Raw genomic sequence first — 20654 nt, 5'->3', positions numbered from 1 at the left:
TCGTTCCGTCTGACTGATGTGCGCGAAAAGCCGCGCCCCCACAGGCTAAAACCTGTGGGGGCGCGGCAGCCATTCCGGGGTGGGACGGTCAGTCCTCGGGGGTGTCGACCGGGGCGATGTCGATGCCCTTGGTGGTGTCGACCACCGGGGCCGCCGTGCCGTTGGCGCTGTTCGTCAGGGCGAGCTCCTTGGGGGAGAGCACCGGCGGACGCGTCGAGGGCGTGCGGCGGGAGGAGCCGGTCCAGGCCGGGCGGGCCGGACGCTTGACGATGGGGGCGAAGATCTCGGCGATCTCCTCCTTGCCCAGCGTCTCCTTCTCCAGCAGGGCGAGGACCAGGTTGTCGAGAAGGTCACGGTTCTCGACGAGGATCTCCCATGCCTCGTTGTGCGCGGTCTCGATGAGCTTCTTGACCTCTTCGTCGACCAGCGCCGCGACCTCTTCCGAGTAGTCGCGCTGGTGCGCCATCTCGCGGCCGAGGAACGGCTCCGTGTTGTCGCCGCCGAACTTGATGGCGCCGAGCCGCTCGGTCATGCCGTACTGGGTGACCATCGCGCGGGCCGTGGTGGTGGCCTTCTCGATGTCGTTCGCCGCGCCCGTGGTCGGGTCGTGGAAGACGAGCTCCTCGGCCGCGCGGCCGCCCAGCATGTAGGCGAGCTGGTCGAGCATCTCGTTGCGGGTGGTCGAGTACTTGTCCTCGTCCGGGAGGACCATCGTGTAGCCCAGGGCGCGGCCGCGGGACAGGATGGTGATCTTGTGGACGGGGTCGGAGTTCGGCGAGGCCGCCGCGACGAGGGCGTGGCCGCCCTCGTGGTACGCGGTGATCTTCTTCTCCTTGTCCGACATGATCCGGGTCCGCTTCTGCGGGCCCGCGACCACACGGTCGATGGCCTCGTCGAGCGCGTGGTTGTCGATCAGCTTCTGATCGCCGCGCGCGGTGAGGAGCGCCGCCTCGTTGAGGACGTTGGAGAGGTCGGCACCGGTGAAGCCGGGGGTGCGTCGGGCGACGGCGCCGAGGTCGACGTCCGGGGCGACCGGCTTGCCCTTCTGGTGGACCTTGAGGATCTCCAGACGGCCCTGCATGTCCGGGCGGTCGACGGCGATCTGCCGGTCGAATCGGCCGGGGCGCAGGAGGGCCGGGTCGAGGATGTCGGGCCGGTTCGTGGCGGCGATCAGGATGACGCCGCCCTTCACGTCGAAGCCGTCCATCTCGACGAGGAGCTGGTTGAGCGTCTGCTCGCGCTCGTCGTGGCCGCCGCCGAGGCCGGCGCCGCGGTGGCGTCCGACGGCGTCGATCTCGTCGACGAAGACGATGGCCGGGGCGTTGGCCTTGGCCTGCTCGAAGAGGTCGCGGACGCGGGAGGCGCCGACACCCACGAACATCTCGACGAAGTCGGAGCCGGAGATCGAGTAGAAGGGAACCCCGGCCTCGCCGGCGACGGCGCGCGCGAGGAGCGTCTTGCCGGTTCCGGGCGGGCCGTAGAGCAGGACGCCCTTGGGGATCTTGGCGCCGACGGCCTGGAACTTCGCGGGCTCCTGGAGGAATTCCTTGATCTCGTGGAGTTCCTCGACGGCCTCGTCCGCGCCGGCGACGTCGGCGAAGGTGGTCTTCGGCGTGTCCTTGGTGATGAGCTTCGCCTTGGACTTGCCGAACTGCATGACGCGGGAGCCGCCGCCCTGCATCTGGTTCATCAGGAAGAGGAAGACGACGACGATCAGGACGAAGGGGAGGAGGGAGAGCAGGATCGAGACGAAGGGCGACTGCTTCGTCGGGGAGACGGTGTAGCCCTTCTCGATCTGCCCGGCCTCGAACTTCTCCTGGAGCTTGTCGGCGATGTCCACGCCCTGGCTGCCGATGTAGCTGGCCTGGACCTTGCTGCTCTTGTCGATCTTCTGACCGTCGACGAGTTCGATCTTGATGATCTGCTCGTCACCGGTGGTGACCTTTGCCTGCTTGACCTGGTTCTTGTCGATCGCCTGGACGACCTTGCCGGTGTCCACCGTCTTGTAGCCCTCGGACGAGCCGACGACCTGCATCAGCACGACCACGGCGAGGACGGCCAGCACGATCCACATGACCGGCCCACGGAAGTATCGCTTCACGTCCATCCATACGGAGCGAGTACGCCCCGTCCCTCCTGCCCGTAGGAAAATGCTGCTGTGAGAGCTGCTGTGTGAAAAAGCTGTTCTTCGGACGGTACCTCAGCATCGTCGCCCGCGACCGCCTTCCCGTGGTTCAACGGAGGGGAGGCGGTGCGGGTTCCCCGTGCTGCCGGGTGTTCAGCCGCCGTAGACGTGCGGGGCGAGCGTGCCGACGAACGGAAGGTTCCGGTACTTCTCGGCGTAGTCGAGGCCGTAGCCGACGACGAACTCGTTGGGGATGTCGAAGCCGATCCACTTGACGTCGATGGCGACCTTGGCGGCCTCGGGCTTGCGCAGCAGGGTGCACACCTCGAGGGAGGCGGGCTCGCGCGAGCCGAGGTTCGACAGCAGCCAGGACAGGGTCAGGCCGGAGTCGATGATGTCCTCGACGATCAGGACGTGCTTGCCCTTGATGTCGGTGTCCAGGTCCTTGAGGATCCTGACGACGCCCGAGGACTGGGTGCCGGCGCCGTAGGAGGAGACGGCCATCCAGTCCATGGTGACGGGGGTGGAAAGGGCGCGAGCCAGATCCGCCATCACCATCACGGCGCCCTTGAGGACACCGACGATGAGCAGGTCCTTGCCCGCGTATTCCGCGTCGATCTTCGCGGCCAGCTCTGCCAGCTTGGCGTCGATCTCTTGCTTGGTGATGAGCACCGACTGGAGGTCGGTGCCCATGTCCTTCTCGTTCACCCGGGTCACTTTCGTTGCAGCGTGCGTCAGCCTTGCCGGATGACCAGTCTGCCACCCTGGCGGCGGGCTTCGACGCGGCCGGGCAGGTTGATGGCCCCCTGGCCGCGCCAGCCGGTGATGAGTCGGTCGACTTCCTCGATGTGGCGGGCGAAGAGGGAGCCGGCGGGGGCGCCCTCCGCGATGACCGCGCGGCGCAGGACCCGGCGGCGTACGGCGGGGGGCAGCCCGGAGAGCTTGGCGCATTCGAGGGCGCCTGCCTCGTCGCGTACGGAGGTCTCGGCGTCGGCGGCCCAGGTGTCGAGGGCGTCCGCGTCGTCTCGGGAGAGCTGGGCCGTTCGGGCGAGGGCTTCGACGACGCCCTTGCCGAGGGCCTTCTCGAGGGCGGGGAGTCCCTCGTGGCGGAGCCGGGAGCGGGTGTAGGCGGGGTCGCTGTTGTGGGGGTCGTCCCAGACGGCGAGTTCCTGCGCGATGCATGCCTTGCGGACGGTCTGGCGGTCGAGGTGGAGGAAGGGGCGCCGGTAGCGGCGGGCGGCGCCGGAGACGGCGGCCATGCCGGAGAGGGAGCGGATGCCGGAGCCTCGGGCGAGGCCGAGCAGGACGGTTTCCGCCTGGTCGTCCCGGGTGTGGCCGAGGAGGATCGCGGCGGCTCCGTGGCGTGCGGCGGCGGCGTCGAGTGCGGCGTAGCGCGCGTCGCGGGCGGCGGCCTCGGGTCCTCCTTCGCGGCCGACGGTGACGGTGACGGCCTCGGCGGGGGTGAGGCCGAGGGTGGTCATGCGTCCGGAGACCTCGGTGGCGCGGCTGTCGGAGCCGTCCTGGAGGCCGTGGTCGACGGTGATGCCGCCGGCCCGCACGGGGAGCTTGCGGGCTTCGAAGGCGAGGGCGGAGGCGAGCGCCATGGAGTCGGCGCCTCCGGAGCACGCGACGAGCACCAGGGGTTCGGGTGCGTCGGGTGCGGTGGTGGGGTCGGTCTGGTGCTCGGTGAGAACGTCGTGGAGTACGCGGCGGACCGCCAGGCGTATCGCCGCGACCGCAGGATGGGGACCCATGTCCGGTGCCCTTCGTGATGGGGTGGGGTGCCTCGGTCGGAGTCTTAACGGTCGGAAAGGGGGGTTCGGTCACTCAGAGTGCGTCGATGGTGACAGAAACCCGGCCGTTACCCGAGCATTGCACGCCTCACCCCATGCCCAGGGTCCCTCGGATGGGTGATTGGTGGGGTGTTCTCACGTGTTCCTATGCCGTCTGCCGCACCTGTCTCACGAGTCTGCCTTACGGTGCACCCTCGCGATCCAGTCGGCGGGGGCGGCGATCTCGGTCTTGGTGGGGAGCGTGTTGGGAGAGGTCCACACGCGGTTGAATCCGTCCATGCCGACCTGGTCGACGACGGCGCGGACGAAGCGTTCCCCGTCGCGGTACTGGCGGAGCTTGGCGTCGAGGCCGAGGAGCTTGCGCAGGGCGAGGTCGAGGCGGGAGGCGCCGCGGGCCCGGCGCTGCTGGAACTTCTCGCGGATCTCGGCGACGGAGGGCACGACCTGGGGTCCCACGCCGTCCATGACGTAGTCGGCGTGGCCTTCGAGGAGGGACATGACGGCGGTGAGCCGGCCGAGGATCTCGCGCTGTTCGGGGGTCTGGACGAGTTCGACGAGGGAGGGTGCGGGTTCGCCCTCCTCGCCTTCGGGGCGGCCGCCGGCGAGGGTCTGGGCCGCTTCGCGGAGACGCTCGACGACGGTGCCCGGGTCGACGTCGGTGGCGGTGAGGAACGACTGGATTTCGCCCTGGAGGTGGTCGCGGAGCCAGGGGACGGCGGTGAACTGGGTGCGGTGGGTCTCCTCGTGGAGGCAGACCCAGAGCCGGAAGTCGTGTGGGGAGACCTCGAGTTCGCGTTCGACGTGGACGATGTTGGGCGCCACGAGGAGGAGGCGGCCGCCGCCGTTGGTCCCGGCGGGGAGGTCGCGGGTGGCGGGGGCGAAGGTCTCGTACTGGCCGAGGATGCGGGAGGCGAGGAAGGACAGCAGCATGCCGAGCTCGACGCCGGTGACCTTGCCGCCGACGGCGCCGAGGACGGCGTTGCCGGCGGTGCCGGAGCGGCGTTCCTGCATCTTGCCGAGGAGCGGGGTGAGGAGTTCGCGGAAGCCGGCGACGTTGGCCTTGATCCAGCCGGCGCGGTCGACGACGAGGACGGGCGTGTCGTGCGGTTCCGCGCCCTCGGGGATCATGCGGGTGTAGGCGCGGACGTGTTCCTCGGATGCCTTGGCGTGCTTGCGGAGTTCGGCGACGACCTCGCGGGCCTCGTCGCGGCTGACTTCGGGTCCGGGCCGCACGAGGCGGGTCGCGGTCGCGACCGCGAGGTTCCAGTCGACCATCCCGGATGTGCCTGCGCCACCGATGCTCGTCATGCGTCAACCGTACGGTCTCGGCGCCTGATCGGGGTGGGTTCGGTGCGGGTTCGCCGCGGGTCGGCGGTGGCCGGGGGCCGGGGTCAGCGGCTGCCGGTCAGGGCGGCGGAGAGGCGGTCGAGGGCGGGCTGGGCCTCGTACGGCGAGAGGGTGCGGCCGGCGAGGAAGGCGAAGGCGAGGAGGCGTCCGTCGGGGGTGACGACGGTTCCGGCGAGCGTGTTGACGCCGGTGAGGGTTCCGGTCTTGGCGCGGACGAGTCCGGCGCCCGCCGGGGCGGTGTCGTAGCGGCCGGCGAGGGTGCCGGTGAAGCCGCCGACGGGAAGGCCGGTGAGGAGGGGGCGCAGGGCGGGGCGGGCGGGGTCGGCCGCGCGGGTGAGGAGTCCGGTGAGGAGGGCGGCGGAGACGCGGTCGCGGCGGTCGAGTCCGCTGCCGTCGGCGAAGCGGGCGCCGGCGAGGGGGAGGCCGAGCCGGGCGAGTTCGTCCCGTACGGCCCGCTCGGCGCCCTGGAAGCTGGCGGGGCGTCGGTGGGCGAGGGCGGTCTGCCGGGCGAGGGCTTCGGCGAGGTCGTTGTCGCTGTGGGTGAGGGTGCGCTCGGCGAGGTCGGCGAGGGGTGCGGAGTACGTACGGGCGAGGGGGGCGGTTTTCGGGGTGGGGCCGGGGGCGGGGTCGCCGGTGACCTTGATCCCGGCGCCGGCGAGGTGGCCGGCGAAGGCGCGGGCGGTGTCGCCGGCCGGGTCGGCGGTGCGGGGCGCGGGGCCGCTGCGGCTGCCGTCGAGGCGGCCCTCCTCGGTCATGAGGGCGACCACGGGGGCGATGTTCTCGTTGGGGCCGATGGGGTGGAGCGCGGGGCCGCGGTAGAGGCCCGTGTCGTACGCGAGGCGTACGGAGGTATGGCCCCGCTTCCGGAGGGCGCGGGCGGTGTCGGCGGCGAGGGCCTTCAGGCGGGCCGCGTCGAGGGTGGGATCGCCGCCGCCGGTGAGGGTGAGGGTGCGGCCGTCCGGGGCGGCGGTGACGGTGGTCGCGATGCGGTGGTCGGGGCCGAGGGCGGAGAGTGCGGCCGCGACGGTGGCGATCTTGACCGTGGAGGCGGGGGTCATCGGGGTGCGGGCGCCTTCGCCGTACAGCTGCTCGCCCGTCGCGGTGTCGACGACGGAGGCGGTGCGGAGCGGGCCGAGCCCGGGGTCGGCGAGGAGCGGGACGAGGACGGCCGCGAGGTCGGCGGGGCGTCCGGCGGGGGCCGGGGCGTGCAGGGCGGCGAGGACGCCGGGGGCGCTGGGTGCGGGGGCCGGGCGGCGGGGCGGGGCGGGGGCCGGGGCGGGGGCGTGACGTGTGCCACCCGCCGCGGGGGCGGCGGCACGGGCCCGCTCGGCCGTACGCTGGCCTCCGTCCCACGGCCCGGCCGCGGTCACCGCGGCGGCGGCCAGGACGAGTCCGAGGGCGGCGGAGCCCGCCGTGAGCTGCCACATCCTCGGCTCCGGCATCTGCTGACCAGCCCCTTTCGCGATCACACACGTGCGTGAGGGACACTTAATCACCGCGCGTCGTCGCGAGCATTCACTTGTGTTGATTCAGGAGGAGCCACCCGTGGAGTTCGACGTTCTCATCGAGATCCCGAAGGGGTCGAGGAACAAGTACGAGGTCGACCACGAGACGGGTCGCATCCGCCTGGACCGTCGCCTGTTCACGTCGACGGCCTACCCGACCGATTACGGCTATGTCGAGAACACCCTCGGTGAGGACGGCGACCCGCTGGACGCGCTCGTGATCCTCGACGAGCCGACCTTCCCGGGCTGCCTCATCAAGTGCCGCGCGATCGGCATGTTCCGGATGACCGACGAGGCGGGCGGCGACGACAAGCTGCTCTGCGTCCCGGCCACGGACCCGCGCATGGAGCACCTGCGGGACATCCACCACGTCGCGGAGTTCGACCGCCTGGAGATCCAGCACTTCTTCGAGGTCTACAAGGACCTGGAGCCGGGCAAGTCGGTCGAGGGTGCCGACTGGGTCGGTCGCGCCGAGGCCGAGGCCGAGATCGAGAAGTCGTACGCGCGCGCCAAGGAGCAGGGCGGTCACTGAGCCCCCGCTGTCGTGATCGTGTGAAGGCGGTGCACCTCTCCGGGTGCACCGCCTTTCGCACGTCCGTCGCACCTCCATACTGGAATCCACGATTCCCTGGGGATGAGGCGGAGAGAGTGGTGGCGGAGCCGGAGGGCGCCGAGGCGGATCCGGAGGACCGGAAGCCGCAGTCGGACGAGGCGCGGAGCGCGTTCGTCCCGCCGGCGGGGGTGGAGCAGCCCGCGCCGCCCGAGGAGGAGCATCCGACCTCCGAGTTCGCCCTGCCGCCCGGTCTGACCACGGAGCCGCCGCCGGAGCAGGAGAAGTCGGCGTTCGCGACGCCGGCCACGTATTCGGCGAAGGACTCGCCGCCGGTGTTCACCCCGGCGTACGGCGTGCCGCTGGTGCGGCTCGCCCAGGACGCGCCGTGGCAGGACCGGATGCGGACCATGCTGCGGCTGCCGGTGCACGAGCGGCCGGTGCCCGAGTCCTCGCGCAAGGAGGACGAGTCCGGGCCGTCGGTGCCGCGTGTGCTCGACCTGGCCCTGCGCATCGGCGAGCTGCTGCTCGCGGGCGGGGAGGGCGCGGAGGACGTCGAGGCGGCGATGTTCGCGATCTGCCGCTCGTACGGTCTGGACCGGGTCGAGCCGACGGTCACGTTCACCCTGCTGTCGGTCACCTACCAGCCGTCGCTGGTGGACGATCCGATCACGGCGAACCGGACGGTGCGGCGCCGGGGGACGGACTACACGCGGCTCGCGGCGGTGTACCAGCTGATCGCGGACATCAACGCGCGGTCGCACGAGGTGTCGCCCGAGGAGGCGTACCGGCGGCTCGCGGAGATACGGCGGAACCGGCATCCGTATCCGGGGTGGGTGCTGACGGCGGCGGCGGGCGTCCTCGCCGGCGCGGCCTCGGTGCTGCTCGGCGGTGGTCCGACGGTCTTCCTGGTGGCGGCGCTGGGCGCGGTGCTCGGCGACCGGCTGGCGTGGCTGTGCGCGGGGCGGGGGCTGCCGGAGTTCTACCAGTTCCTGGTGGCGGCGATGCCCCCGGCGGCGATGGGGGTGCTCCTGACGCTGCTGCACGCCGACCTGCGGCCGTCTGCGGTGATCACCGGTGGCCTGTTCGCGCTGATTCCCGGGCGGGCGCTGGTGGCGGCCGTTCAGGACGGTCTGACGGGTTTCTACATCACCGCGTCGGCCCGGCTCCTGGAGGTCGCGTACTTCTTCGTCGCGATCGTGGTGGGCGTGCTGTCGGTGCTCTACATCGCGGTGCAGTTCGACGCGCAGCTGAACCCGGAGGGGGTGCTGCGGCCGGTGGAACGGCCGGTGACGCAGATCCTGGCGTCGATGGTGCTGTGCGCGACCTTCGCGGTCCTGCTGCAGCAGTCGCGGTCGACGGTGCTGTTCGCGACGCTGAACGGCGGGGTGGCGTGGGTGATCTACGCGTCGATCGCGGTGACCGCCCAGGGTTCGACGGTGATGGCGACGGCCGTGGCGGCCGGTCTGGTGGGGCTCTTCGGGCAGTTGATCGCCCGCTACCACCACACCTCGTCGCTGCCGTACGTGACGGCGGCGATCGGCCCGCTGCTGCCGGGTTCGGCGACGTACTTCGGGGTGCTCGCGATCGCCCAGAACAATCTGGACCAGGGCTTCGCCTCGCTGGCGAAGGCGGCGGCCCTGGCCCTGGCGATCGCGATCGGGGTGAACCTGGGAAGCGAGCTGGCCCGGCTCTTCATGCGGGCGCCCGGCGCGGCTGCGGCGCGCCGGGCGGCGAAGCGGACCCGGGGCTTCTAGGCCCCCTCCCCCCCGGGGGGAGCCGGTGGGGGCGTTACCGCTTGGCGTGGCGGCCGCGGGGGCCCTGGGGGTTGGGGGTGCCGGGGGCGTCGTGGTCGCCCCGGCTCTGGGCCTTCTTGGACTGCGAGCGGGCCCGGAGGAACTCGATCGCGATCGGGACCACGGAGATCAGGACGATGCCGACGAGGATCATCTCGATGTGCCGGTGCACGAATTCGATCTTGCCGAGGGAGGCGCCGAGCAGGGTCACGCCGGCGCCCCACAGGACACCGCCGATGACGTTGAACGTGATGAACGAGCGGTAGTTCATCCGGCTGACACCGGCGATGATCGGGGTGAACGTCCGCACGATGGGGACGAAGCGGGCCAGGATCAGCGACTTCGGGCCGTGCTTCTCGAAGAACTCGTGCGCCTTCTCGACGTTCTCCTGCTTGAAGAGCTTGGAGTCGGGGCGCCTGAAGAGGGACGGCCCGACCTTGCGGCCGAAGAGGTAGCCCACCTGGTCGCCGAGGATCGCGGCCGCCACCACCAGGGTGCACACCAGCCACAACGGCGTGTCGAGCTTTCCGGTGGTGACGAGGAGGCCGGTGGTGAAGAGCAGCGAGTCGCCGGGCAGGAAGAACCCGATGAGGAGGCCGGACTCGGCGAAGACGATGACCAGGACACCGATCAGACCAAAGGTCCCGATCAGATAGTCGGGGTCCAACCAGCTCGGTCCGAGGGCAAGCGTGTTCACGGGTTCCGGGCTCCTGCGGTCGGTGGGGGCTTGGGGACGGCTGGCCCCAAGCTATCAACGCGGGCCGGTCGCCCCCGGTTCCACCCGGCTCCCACGGGATGCGGACCCGGCCCCCGCCCCTGAGGGTGGGGGTTCAGGAGGTGCATGCCGATGGGCATCGAGGAGTACGGAGGCGGCCAGGAGCCGCACCCCGACGTGCTGGTCGTGACCACGAACGACGTGCCGGGGTTCGAGGTCCGGCAGGTGATCGGTGAGGTCTTCGGGCTCACCGTGCGCTCGCGCCATCTGGGCAGCCAGATCGGCGCGGGGCTGAAGTCGATGATCGGCGGGGAGCTGAAGGGCCTGACGAAGACCCTGGTGCAGACCCGCAACCAGGCGATGGAACGCCTGGTGGAGCAGGCTCAGGCCCGCGGCGCGAACGCCGTGCTGATGTTCCGCTTCGACGTGACGGAAGCGGCGGACGTGGGCACGGAGGTGTGCGCGTACGGCACGGCGGTGGTGATCGCGCCGCGCGCCTGAGCGGGACCGGCCCCGCGCGGGTCGGTCCGCGCGGGTCAGTCCGCGCGGCGCGCCGCGTTCGCCCGGACGGCTCCGAGCAGGTGCTCGGGGAGGCCGGGGCGGATCGACTCGTAGAAGGCGTGGAAGTTCTCGTCGGCGACGTACATCTCGGCGAGCCCCTCGTGGGTCTTCGGGTGGCACTCGAAGAACCAGGTGGTGATGTGGCGGCGGTGGGCCTCGGCGAGGTCCATCGCCTCCTCGGACGCGGGGCCGTGGCCCTCGTCCATCACGGCGCCGTAGGCGGCGCCCCAGGCGTCCACCTCGTCCTTCATCCGCTGCCAGTCCTCCTTGTCGTACGTGGCGGCGCGGGCCTGCGCCAGCTCGTGGGAGTGGGTGCCGCCCCAGCGGCGGGTGGACTCCTCCGCGTACCGCTCGGGGTCCTTGTCCCCGAACACCTCGAACTTCTCCTCGGGGGTGAGGTTGATGCCCATCCTCTTCGCCTCCATGGCGTGCTCGACGGCCGCCGCCATCCTCTGGAGCTCGCCGATCCGCGCGGTCAGCAGGGTGTGCTGGCGCCGCAGGTGCTCCTGCGGGTCGGCGTGCGGGTCGTCGAGGAGGACGGCGACCTCTTCGAGGGGGAAGCCGAGTTCCCGGTAGAACAGGATCTGCTGGAGCCGGTCGAGGTCCGCGTCGTCGTAGCGGCGGTGCCCCGCCGTGCTGCGGCCGCCCGGTGAGAGCAGCCCGATCGCGTCGTAGTGGTGCAGGGTGCGCACCGTGACCCCGGCGAGGCCGGCGACCCGTCCCACGGAGTAGTCCATCGGTCTTCCGCCCTTCTCTCTTTTGGGTACGCAGTTCAGCCTCGGGCCTGACGCGACGTGAGGTGCAAGTCCGTTCGACGCGCAATCTCGGGATGTTATGCGGCTTTTGCTCACTTATGGTGGGTCGGTGGCCACCGATCACGCTCCGCCCGCGCCGTCGCCCGGCGCCGCCGAGCCCCCCCTGCGGGTCCTGCTGCCGCAAGTGCTGCCCGCACTCCTGGTCGGGGTGGTGGCGAGCCTGCTGTACCTGGGGATCAGCGCCCTCGCGGAGGAGTTCCAGGACGTGCTCTGGGACGACCTGCCGGACGCCCTCGGCATCGGCGGCTACTCCTCCGTCTGGATGATCTCCATGCTCACGGCGACCGGCATCGCCGTGGGACTCGTGGTCTGGAAGGTGCCCGGACACGCCGGACCCGACCCGGCCTCCGTGGGACTCGGCGGAGCTCCGCTCGCCATCGGCGTGGTGCCGGGCCTCCTCCTCGCCAGCACCCTCGCGCTCGCCGGCGGCGTCAGCCTCGGCCCCGAGAACCCGATCATCGCGAGCAACATCGCCCTCATCTACTGGTGCGGTCACAAGATCTCCCCCTCGGTGCCGGCCGCCGCCTGGGTCGTCCTGGCCTCGGCCGCCACCATCGGCGCCCTCTTCGGGACCCCCGTCGCGGCCGCCCTCATCCTCTCGGAGGCCCTGGCGAGCCGGCCCGGCAGCGGCTCCCTCTGGGACCGGCTGTTCGCCCCGCTCGTCGCCGCCGGCGCCGGCGCGCTGACCACGCAGCTGCTGGCCGAGCCCACCTTCGACATGGGGCTCCCGCCCCTGGACGACCCCGGATTCGGCGACCTGCTCGCCGCCCTGGTCATCACCTCCGCCGCGGCCGTCTTCGGCCTCGCCTCCTGCTACCTCTTCCCCTACGCCCACGTCGCCTTCCGACGCCTGCGCCACCCCATGCTGATGCTGCCCCTCGGCGGCCTCGCGCTCGGCCTGCTGGGCGCCGTCGGCGGGCACCTGACCCTCTTCAAGGGCCTGGAGGAGGTCAAGGAGCTGACCGCCTCGATCGGCAGCTGGTCCTCGGGAGAACTCGCCCGGATGGCCGTGGTCAAACTCGTCGCCCTGCTCGTCGCCGCCTCCTGCGGCTTCCGGGGCGGCCGGATCTTCCCCGCCGTCTTCATCGGATCCGCCTTCGGGCTGCTCGCCCAGGCCCTCGTCCCCGAGGTCCACCCGGCGGTCGCCGTCTCCTCCGGCGTCCTCGGCGTCCTGCTCGCCACCACCCGGCAGGGCTGGCTCAGCCTCTTCACCGGCGCGGTCCTCGCCGCCTCCCCCGCGATGCTCGCCGTGCTCTGCGTGGCCACCCTCCCCGCCTGGCTGATCGTCACCGGCCGCCCCCAGCTCGAACTCGACAAAGCCGGCAACGCCCTGCGCTGACCCCCGGCTCCCCCGCCGCCCCGGCACCCCCGCCGCCAGGCGGCCCGCCCCACCCGACAGAAGGAGTCCCCCATGGCGCTGCACCAAGGCCCCCACCCCTCCCCGGCCGAGCGCCGGCTCGCGCTCAATCCCTTCTTCGGGGAGGCCAACCCGGTCGGCGGCATGACCGAGGCGCCACCCCACCACCGCCTGCCCGACGGACCGCTGCCGCCGATGAGCGCCTACCAGCTCGTCCACGACGAGCTGATGCTCGACGGCAACTCCCGGCTCAACCTCGCCACCTTCGTCACCACCTGGATGGAGCCCCAGGCCGGTGTCCTCATGGCCGAGTGCCGCGACAAGAACATGATCGACAAGGACGAGTACCCGCGCACCGCCGAACTGGAGCGCCGCTGCGTCGCCATGCTCGCCGACCTGTGGAACGCCCCGGACCCGTCCACCGCCGTCGGCTGCTCCACCACCGGCTCCAGCGAGGCGTGCATGCTCGCGGGACTCGCCCTCAAGCGCCGCTGGGCGACACGGAACGCCGACCGCTACCCGGGCAGCGCCCGCCCCAACCTGGTGATGGGCGTCAACGTCCAGGTCTGCTGGGAGAAGTTCTGCAACTTCTGGGAGGTCGAGGCCCGGCTCGTCCCCATGGACGGCGACCGCTTCCACCTCGACGCCGAGTCCGCCGCCGCGCTCTGCGACGAGAACACCATCGGCGTCGTCGCCATCCTCGGCTCCACTTTCGACGGCTCCTACGAGCCGGTCGCCGAGATCTGCGCCGCCCTGGACGCCCTCCAGGAACGCACCGGCCTCGACATCCCCGTCCACGTCGACGGCGCCTCGGGCGCCATGGTCGCCCCCTTCCTCGACGAGGACCTGGTCTGGGACTTCCGCCTCCCCCGCGTCTCCTCGATCAACACCTCCGGCCACAAGTACGGCCTCGTCTACCCGGGCGTCGGCTGGGCGCTGTGGCGCTCACCCGTCGAACTCCCCGAGGAGCTCGTCTTCCGCGTCAACTACCTGGGCGGCGACATGCCCACCTTCGCCCTCAACTTCTCCCGCCCCGGCGCCCAGGTCGTCGCGCAGTACTACACCTTCCTCAGGCTGGGCCGGGAGGGCTACCGGGCGGTGCAGCAGACCGCCCGCGACGTGGCCCGGGGCCTCGCCGAACGCATCGAGGCCATGGGCGACTTCCGCCTCCTCACCCGCGGGAACGAGCTGCCCGTCTTCGCCTTCACCACGTCCTCCGACGTCACCTCCTTCAATGTCTTCGACGTCTCCCGGCGGCTGCGCGAACGGGGCTGGCTGGTCCCCGCCTACACCTTCCCGGCCCACCGCGAGGACCTGTCCGTCCTGCGCGTGGTCTGCCGCAACGGCTTCTCCGCCGACCTGGCCGATCTGCTCATCGAGGACCTCCGGCAGCTGCTCCCCGAACTCCGCAGCCAGTCGCAGCCGTTCACCCAGGACGCGGCCGCGGCCACCTCCTTCCACCACTGACCCGCCGCCGGGCCGGGTCCGTCCCCCGGCCCCGCGGCGGGCCGGGGCTCAGGAGAGCTCGTCCTCGCACCCGAGCCGCAACTCCGACCACCGCACCCCGTCCGCCGTCAGCGCGTACTGACAGCCGGGTCCCTCGCGCAGCAGACCGAGCGGGGTGCGGCGGACGTAGTGCGTGCCGTCGTCGAGCGGGGTGAACGTACGGCCGCCGTCCACGCTCCCGTACCCGGACAGCTCCCCGCCGATCTCCACCCGGCCGCCCGGGCCCGGCACCGGCACGCCCATCAGCGTGCGCGGCTCCCCGGTCGGGCCGGTGGTCCACACCCGCTCCCAGGTCCGGCCCCCGTCGAGCGATCGGTGCAGCGCCCGCAGCGGGTTCTTGACGGGCTCACCACCCGTCAACTCGCCCCGGTCCGCCGCGTACACCGCGTCCGGTCCGACCGCGACCACGATCCGCGATCCCGGCCGGCCCGTCGGGCCCGGCAGCCGGCTCACGGTCCAGCCGCGCCCGGCGTCCCGGGAGAAGGCGACCACCGCCCGCCCGGACAGCGGATCCGTCCCCGAGACCCACCAGGACCCGTCGGGCTCGGGCTGCGCCGCGGGCAGCGGGTGCGCTCCGAGGAGCGGCGCCCCGGTCAGCGCCCGCCGCCGGCCGTCCTGCGGCGACACCACGACCAGCCGCTCGCGCAGGCAGGCGTCGGGCAGCGCCCCGGCCGGTGCGGCGCAGTCGGTGGTGAGCACGGCGCCGTCGGGTATCCCCGGGACCGTGCCGACCGTCCGCCGGTCCACGGCGCGCCAGCTCCGCCCCCCGTCCCCGGTGAACCAGGTCCGCTCCGGCCGGTCGCCGCCGCCGTCCTCGATCAGCGCCCGGCCGGGCCCGAGGGCCAGCAGGTTCGCCGAGACGCCCTGCGTCACCGGTATCTCGGGCAGCGGAGACCGCCGCATCACCCACGCGTCCGCCCCCGCGTCCCGCACGGCCACCTGCTGCCGGCAGAAGCCGGCCCCCGGCGCAGCCTGGGCGCTCACGCACCCGACGATCAGCGCGAACCCGCTGCCGTCCCGCGCGAACCCCAGGCCGTGCGCCCAGCCGGGCAGCCCCTCACCGGACGGTATGCGGGGCGGCGCACCGAACACCCCCGCCGGCACCGGGGTGCCGGGAGAACCGGAGGCACGGGAATCCGACGCCCCCGACCCCGCCCTCGACGCCGACCCCGACCGCGTCTCCGACGCCGTATCCGTACACGCCGTCAGTGCGAGTACGAGTACGGCCAACACCGGCGCCACGACGGCGCCGACCGTTCCCACGGACCTGCGCATCGCACGATCCCCCTTGCCCCTCGGGCGGTTCGCGGTGAACCACTGCTTTGAATACACCGCTCGACGCCTTCGGGTTCCCACTCTCGGAGGACGAATCCGGGGATCACCGGTCAGCCCGCGTACGGGTTCTCCTCACCCTCGGCGAGCACGCCCACGAAGGGGTCGCCCTCCCCCGCGAACACGTACGCCCCGCCCTCGATCCGCTCGATCAGGCCGAGCGTCCACGCCTTGCCCGCGTCCGCCGAGTGGAGCCACAGGTGCATGATCTCGCCGATGTGCCCGAGCTGCTCCGGGCCGCCCTCCGGCGTGTAGTACTCGGTGACCGTCGCCCGCCACTCGTCGATGGCGCGGACCCGGCGGCGCAACAGCTCCGCCGCCTCCTCGCGGGGGAGGTCGACGATGAATCCGATGCCCGCCGACAGGACGTCCGTCTTCTGGTCGTACGTGGTCAGCGCCTCGCGCAGCAGCGCGAAGTACTCCTCGGTGCCGCGCTCGGTCAGCTCGTACTCGACGCGCGGCGGGCCGCCCGCGGCGCTCGGCGCGATCTCGTGGGCGTGCAGGAGTCCCTGCTTCGCCATCTGCTTCAGCGCGTGGTAGATCGAGCCGGGCTTGGCGTGGGACCACTCGTGGGCGCCCCAGTATTCGAGGTCGTTGCGCACCTGGTAGCCGTGGGCGCGGCCGTGCTGTCTCACCGCGCCCAGGACGAGCAGCCGGATCGCCGACATCCCGCGTACCTCCCTGGTCAACTTTGACCAGGGTACGCGCGGGGGTCACGCCTCTCGTTCGGCCGCGATCAGTTCGAAGGAGGTCTTGCCGTCCAGGGACTCGCGGATGATGTCCGCGTGCCCGGCGTGCCGGCCCGTCTCCTGGACGAGGTGGAGCAGCATCCAGCGGATCGACACCTTGCCGTCGGCGGGGAACCAGGGCGCCACCGGCAGCGGGAAGGTCTCGTCCAGGCTCGGCACGGAGCGGACGAAGTCCTCGGTCTCCTTCGCGACGCCCGCCCAGAACGCGACGACCTCCGGGATCGTCTCGTCCCCGACGAGCCGGAAGCCCTCCCCCCAGGTCTCCTCGGTGCGCTGGCGCTCGTTCGGCCGCTGCTGCGCGAGGCGGAGCCAGTTGAGCTCGACCTCGGCGACGTGCTTGAGCAGGCCGGAGAGGGTGAGCTCGCTGGCGCTGGGACGGCCGGCCGCCTGCTCCTCGGTGAGTCCGAGGAGGGAGCGGCGGATCGCGGCGCGCTGCTCCTCGACGAAGTTGAGGAGCGCACCGCGCTCGTCGCCCTGGGCCTCCGAGGGAACGAGAGCAACCATGATGTCCGCCTTCCGTACGCCTACGCGTCTACGCCGATGGGTGCCGGGGGGCTTGGGGCCTTCCCGACACCCACCAAACTACGGACCAATGCGGACAGCTGCTGTCCTCATTGGAAGGGAATCGCGTCAGAAGGGGAAACGGCTCCGGCCGTGCTGGATCGAGATCCACTTCTGGGTGGTGAACGAGTCCACCATCGCGTCGCCGTTGAGGCGCCCGACGCCCGAGTGCTTCTCGCCGCCGAAGGGCACGATCGGCTCGTCGTGCACGGTGCCGTCGTTGATGTGGATCATGCCGGTGTGGATGCGCTTGGCGACCCGCACACCCCGCTCGACGTCTCCGGTGTGGACGGCTCCGCTGAGCCCGTACGGGGTGTCGTTGGCGATCCGCACGGCCTCCTCCTCGCCGTCGAAGGGGACGACGAGGGCGACCGGGCCGAAGATCTCCTGGCTCAGGATCGGGGAGTCGGCGGCGAGGCCGGTGAGGACGGACGGGGAGACGAGGTTGCCGTCGACCGTGCCGTGCAGCAGGGCCGTGGCGCCGGCCGCGACCGTCTGGTCGACGAGCGAGGAGACGGACTCGGCCTGCTGGGAGTTGATGAGCGGGCCGATGTGGGTGGCGGGGTCGGCGGGGTCGCCGACGCGCAGGGTCTTCACCTTCGCCACGAACTTCTCGGTGAACTCCTCCTCCAGCGTGCGGTCCACCAGGATGCGGTTGGCGGCCATGCAGACCTGGCCCTGGTGCACGAAGCGGCTGAAGACGGCCGCGTCGACCGCGTAGTCGACGTCGGCGTCGTCGAGGACGATCAGGGCGCTGTTGCCGCCGAGTTCGAGGACGGCGTGCTTGAAGTTCTGGGCGCAGACCGTGGCGACGTGGCGGCCGACCTTGTCGGAGCCGGTGAAGGAGATGACCTTCGGGACCGGGTGGGTCAGCAGCGCGTCGCCGATCTCGGCGATGTCGGTGACGACGACGTTCAGCAGACCGGCGGGGAGACCCGCCTCCTCCAGGACCTTGGCGACGAGGGTGCCGCCGCAGATCGGGGTGTTCTGGTGCGGCTTGAGGACGACCGCGTTGCCGAGGGCGAGCGCGGGCGCGACCGACTTGATCGAGAGGAGGAAAGGGAAGTTGAAGGGCGAGATGACGCCGACGACGCCGACCGGGACGCGGTAGACGCGGTTCTCCTTGCCGTCGACCGGCGAGGGCAGGATGCGGCCCTCGGGACGCAGCGCCAGCTGGACCGCCTCGCGCAGGAACTCCTTGGCGAGGTGGAGCTCGAAGGCCGCCTTGAGGCGGGTGCCGCCGAGCTCGGCGACGATCGTCTCGGCGATCTCCTCCTCGCGGTCCTCCACGATCCGCAGCGCGCGCTCGAAGACGAGCCGGCGCGTGTACGGGTTGGTCTCGGCCCACGCGGCCTGGGCGCGCTCGGCGGCCCGGTAGGCGCGGTCGACCTCGTCGGCGGTGGCGACCGTGATCGACGCGAGCTTCTCCCCGGTGTACGGGTTGAAGTCGATGATGTCCCACGAGCCGCTGCCCGGCTTCCACTCGCCGTCTATGTACTGGTGGGCCAGGTCGGTGAAGTGCGACATGGTGGAGACCCCTCTACCCGCTACCTGCAGTGCGACTGATGTGGCGTCATCGTACTGATGTATCAGGAGAGTTGGAGGAGACCTCGGAGAAGGTCCCGGCTTTCGGCCGGATCCGGACCGTCCTTCTGGAGCCTCTCCATCACCCGCTGGTACTGGGCGACCTCCTCGCGCTTGTCGAGGTAGAGGGCGCTGGTGAGCTGCTCCAGGTAGACGATGTCGGAGAGGTCGGACTCGGGGAAGCTCAGCATCGTGAAGGCGCCGCTCTCGCCGGCGTGGCCGCCGAAGCTGAAGGGCATGACCTGGAGCGTGACGCCGGGGTGCTCGGAGATCTCGATGAGGTGCCTCAGCTGCCCCTGCATGACGGACCGGTCGCCGTAGGGGCGGCGCAGCGCGGCCTCGTCGAGGACGGCGTGGAACTGCGGGGCGCGCTCGGAGACGAGGACCTTCTGGCGCTCCAGGCGGAGGGCGACCCGGCGGTCGATCTCGGCGCGCGGGGCGTCGGGCATGCCCCGGGTGACGACCGCCTGGGCGTACGCCTCGGTCTGCAACAGGCCGTGGACGAACTGGACTTCGTAGACGCGGATGTGGGAGGCGGCGCCTTCGAGACCGATGTACGTCTGGAACCAGCCCGGCAGGACGTCGCCGAAACTGTGCCACCACCCGGCGACGTTGGCCTCGCGGGCGAGGCCGAGGAGCGAGCCGCGTTCGGCCTCGTCCCCGACTCCGTACAGCGTGAGCAGATCCTCGACGTCCCTGGCCTTGAAGCTCACCCGCCCCAACTCCATACGGCTGATCTTGGATTCGGATGCCCGGATCGAATAGCCGGCCGCCTCGCGGGTGATCCCGCGCGACTCGCGCAACCGCCTCAGCTGGGAGCCCAGCAGGATGCGCCGCACCACGCTCCCGTTAGCTCCGCTCGATTCGCCTGCGGTCACGGCTCCCAGCCTCCCCTTTACGGTGTCGAGCCCCCGTCGAGCCCCGGATTCTGCCACCAAACGCTTCAGCGCGTACACATTCGATTACGGAATGGCGGCGAGATCCGGGCAGTCGCGGCCGCACCACGCGCACATCGTGGAAAGTTCGCCTCAACGAGTGGACGACTTATGCACAGATTCGGCACGGGGACGGACAGGTCCGGCGCGTGCACGTGCATCTGCCCTTGCATCCAGTGGGCGCATTCGGAACCATGGACCCCGCGCAGCCGCGTACTCGTTCGTGTTGTCGTGTTGTCGCACCACAGTCGCGATTCCCGGGAGTGCCTCGCATGGGGACGAATGGATCGACCGTGCTCGAGCCTTTACGGCAGGGCCTACCGCCGCTCGATCCCGGCGCCGTCTCCACCTCCGCGTCCTGCGCCCTGCCCGCCCGGTACGAAGCCGTGCGCGGGGCCCGGAAGTTCACCAGTGCGACGCTCGACCGCTGGGAGCTGACCGAACGCTTCGACGATGTGGCACTGGTCGTCTCCGAGCTCGTCACCAACGCGCTGCGCCACGCGGTGCCGTCCGACGCGCCCCAGGAAGAAGGCCAGAACCCGCCGGTCCGGCTGCACCTCATGCGCTGGGCCTCGCGCCTGGTGTGCGCCGTGCGCGACCCCAGCGGGGAGAGCCCGGAGGCGCGCGGCGGCGAGGAGGACTTCTCCGCCGAGTCGGGGCGCGGACTGTTCCTGGTGGACTCGTTCAGCGACAGCTGGGGCTGGCACCCGCTCGCCGGCGCGCTCCAGGGCAAGGTGGTGTGGGCGCTGTTCCGGGTGGGCCCGGAGTAGCACGCCCCACCGAGCGGGACACGAGGCGGAAGGGCCCCGGCGCACGCCGCCGGGGCCCTTCGTCGTGTCATCGGACGGACCCGGGTCGCCCTCGGGGAACCGGGCCACCGCCCTCGGGTGAGCCGGGCGGCCGTCATCGACTGAGCCGGGCGGGCTCCACCGGTCAGACCAGGTGGTCGAACTCCCCGTCCTTGACGCCCAGCAGGAGTGCCTCTATCTCCGCGGGCGTGTAGACGAGCGCGGGCCCTTCGGGGTGCCGCGAGTTGCGCACGGCAACGTTTCCCCCGGGCAGTTTGGCGAACTCCACGCACGATCCCTGGGAGTTGCTGTGCCTGCTCTTCTGCCACACGACACCGCGCAGCTCCGTGGCCGCCATGCCGTTGTACGCGTGATGCGCATGGTGCACTGGTAGCTCCCCGAGTTGCTTGGTGCAGGTGTCAACTTCCTCGGATCATAGCTGTGTTCACATGCAGCTGCATGAGCAGATGCACGTGCACGCGGGGTGGCGTAGCGACTACGCGACTCAGCGTGCTACCGCCGCGTTCGGCGCAAGTCCCGTCGTCAGGACGCTCTTGACGCACCGTGCGGTTCCGCGTGCGCACTCCGTTCGATCCTACGACTCCTGATCTTGGATCCCACCGGGAGCCGGCCCG

General features: G+C 71.4%; 19 protein-coding genes. 6 read left to right on the top strand and 13 right to left on the bottom strand.

The genetic code is table 11. The annotated features are described in order from the left end of the window. Positions 1–88 precede the first annotated feature (88 nt). The 5 genes from ftsH to dacB all read right to left on the bottom strand — a co-directional run bounded on the left by ftsH (position 89) and on the right by dacB (position 6707). Positions 89–2107 carry an ATP-dependent zinc metalloprotease FtsH gene (ftsH, locus tag ACFVZH_RS16990; RefSeq protein WP_384897957.1) on the bottom strand — a complete coding sequence of 673 codons (2019 nt, stop codon included), beginning with the start codon at positions 2105–2107 and terminating at the stop codon, positions 89–91. Between the two features lie 171 nt (positions 2108–2278). Continuing rightward, the gene (hpt, locus tag ACFVZH_RS16985; protein WP_043226634.1) at positions 2279–2818 is read right to left on the bottom strand and encodes a hypoxanthine phosphoribosyltransferase; all 540 of its coding nucleotides are present in this window, start codon (positions 2816–2818) and stop codon (positions 2279–2281) included. 41 nt (positions 2819–2859) lie between these two features. Next, entirely contained in the window at positions 2860–3879 is a 1020-nt protein-coding gene (gene tilS / locus ACFVZH_RS16980) for a tRNA lysidine(34) synthetase TilS (protein WP_384897955.1), read from the bottom strand. A gap of 207 nt (positions 3880–4086) precedes the next feature. Next, entirely contained in the window at positions 4087–5226 is a 1140-nt protein-coding gene (locus tag ACFVZH_RS16975) for a zinc-dependent metalloprotease (protein WP_384897953.1), read from the bottom strand. Between the two features lie 83 nt (positions 5227–5309). Further along, entirely contained in the window at positions 5310–6707 is a 1398-nt protein-coding gene (dacB, locus tag ACFVZH_RS16970) for a D-alanyl-D-alanine carboxypeptidase/D-alanyl-D-alanine-endopeptidase (protein WP_384897951.1), read from the bottom strand. A gap of 103 nt (positions 6708–6810) precedes the next feature. On the opposite strand from dacB, the gene ACFVZH_RS16965 reads away from it, so the two are divergent. Together ACFVZH_RS16965 and ACFVZH_RS16960 are read left to right on the top strand one after the other, a co-directional pair. Further along, positions 6811–7302 (top strand): inorganic diphosphatase, encoded by a 492-nt coding sequence (locus ACFVZH_RS16965; RefSeq protein WP_015034462.1) that lies wholly within the window; start codon positions 6811–6813, stop codon positions 7300–7302. Between the two features lie 116 nt (positions 7303–7418). After that, entirely contained in the window at positions 7419–9077 is a 1659-nt protein-coding gene (locus ACFVZH_RS16960; RefSeq protein ID WP_384897949.1) for a threonine/serine exporter family protein, read from the top strand. A 34-nt stretch (positions 9078–9111) separates the two neighbouring features. Here the strand turns inward: ACFVZH_RS16960 and ACFVZH_RS16955 are convergent, their stop codons facing one another. After that, on the bottom strand, positions 9112–9813 hold the full coding sequence (locus ACFVZH_RS16955; protein WP_384897947.1) for a DedA family protein: 702 nt from the start codon (positions 9811–9813) through the stop codon (positions 9112–9114). Positions 9814–9963: 150 nt separating this feature from the next. On the opposite strand from ACFVZH_RS16955, the gene ACFVZH_RS16950 reads away from it, so the two are divergent. Beyond that, complete coding sequence (locus tag ACFVZH_RS16950) at positions 9964–10332, top strand: YbjQ family protein (RefSeq protein ID WP_384898078.1); 369 nt, start codon at positions 9964–9966, stop codon at positions 10330–10332. 35 nt (positions 10333–10367) lie between these two features. Here ACFVZH_RS16950 and ACFVZH_RS16945 read toward each other — a convergent pair whose 3' ends face one another. After that, entirely contained in the window at positions 10368–11129 is a 762-nt protein-coding gene (locus tag ACFVZH_RS16945) for a MerR family transcriptional regulator (RefSeq protein WP_384897945.1), read from the bottom strand. Positions 11130–11256: 127 nt separating this feature from the next. Here ACFVZH_RS16945 and ACFVZH_RS16940 point away from each other — a divergent pair, with 127 nt between their 5' ends. Both ACFVZH_RS16940 and ACFVZH_RS16935 read left to right on the top strand, forming a co-directional pair. Then, a complete protein-coding gene (locus ACFVZH_RS16940) occupies positions 11257–12546 on the top strand; it encodes an ion channel protein (RefSeq protein ID WP_384897943.1) in 1290 nt (429 codons plus the stop codon). A gap of 72 nt (positions 12547–12618) precedes the next feature. Then, a complete protein-coding gene (locus ACFVZH_RS16935; RefSeq protein ID WP_384897941.1) occupies positions 12619–14031 on the top strand; it encodes a glutamate decarboxylase in 1413 nt (470 codons plus the stop codon). A gap of 48 nt (positions 14032–14079) precedes the next feature. On the opposite strand, the gene ACFVZH_RS16930 is transcribed toward ACFVZH_RS16935, so the two are convergent. From ACFVZH_RS16930 to ACFVZH_RS16910, 5 genes are all read right to left on the bottom strand, one after another. Further along, the gene (locus tag ACFVZH_RS16930; RefSeq protein ID WP_384897938.1) at positions 14080–15054 is read right to left on the bottom strand and encodes a WD40/YVTN/BNR-like repeat-containing protein; all 975 of its coding nucleotides are present in this window, start codon (positions 15052–15054) and stop codon (positions 14080–14082) included. A 401-nt stretch (positions 15055–15455) separates the two neighbouring features. Further along, on the bottom strand, positions 15456–16070 hold the full coding sequence (locus ACFVZH_RS16925) for a PadR family transcriptional regulator (protein ID WP_384898076.1): 615 nt from the start codon (positions 16068–16070) through the stop codon (positions 15456–15458). 45 nt (positions 16071–16115) lie between these two features. After that, positions 16116–16655 carry a DinB family protein gene (locus ACFVZH_RS16920; RefSeq protein ID WP_384897936.1) on the bottom strand — a complete coding sequence of 180 codons (540 nt, stop codon included), beginning with the start codon at positions 16653–16655 and terminating at the stop codon, positions 16116–16118. A 126-nt stretch (positions 16656–16781) separates the two neighbouring features. Beyond that, the gene (locus ACFVZH_RS16915; protein ID WP_384897934.1) at positions 16782–18239 is read right to left on the bottom strand and encodes an aldehyde dehydrogenase family protein; all 1458 of its coding nucleotides are present in this window, start codon (positions 18237–18239) and stop codon (positions 16782–16784) included. Positions 18240–18301: 62 nt separating this feature from the next. Then, positions 18302–19174 carry a helix-turn-helix domain-containing protein gene (locus tag ACFVZH_RS16910; protein ID WP_384897932.1) on the bottom strand — a complete coding sequence of 291 codons (873 nt, stop codon included), beginning with the start codon at positions 19172–19174 and terminating at the stop codon, positions 18302–18304. A gap of 329 nt (positions 19175–19503) precedes the next feature. Between ACFVZH_RS16910 and ACFVZH_RS16905 the strand changes: the two genes are divergently transcribed. Further along, positions 19504–20001, top strand: a complete 498-nt coding sequence (locus ACFVZH_RS16905; RefSeq protein ID WP_384897930.1) for an ATP-binding protein — start codon at positions 19504–19506, stop codon at positions 19999–20001. Positions 20002–20164: 163 nt separating this feature from the next. Here the strand turns inward: ACFVZH_RS16905 and ACFVZH_RS16900 are convergent, their stop codons facing one another. Beyond that, positions 20165–20377, bottom strand: coding sequence for a DUF397 domain-containing protein (locus tag ACFVZH_RS16900; protein ID WP_173861569.1), 213 nt, complete (start codon positions 20375–20377; stop codon positions 20165–20167). Positions 20378–20654 lie beyond the last annotated feature (277 nt).

It is taken from the genome of Streptomyces sp. NPDC059534, from assembly GCF_042743475.1.
GTDB lineage: Bacteria > Actinomycetota > Actinomycetes > Streptomycetales > Streptomycetaceae > Streptomyces.
The sequence above is the reverse complement of the archived record's forward strand: the minus strand, read 5'-3'. Positions and strand labels throughout refer to the sequence as shown.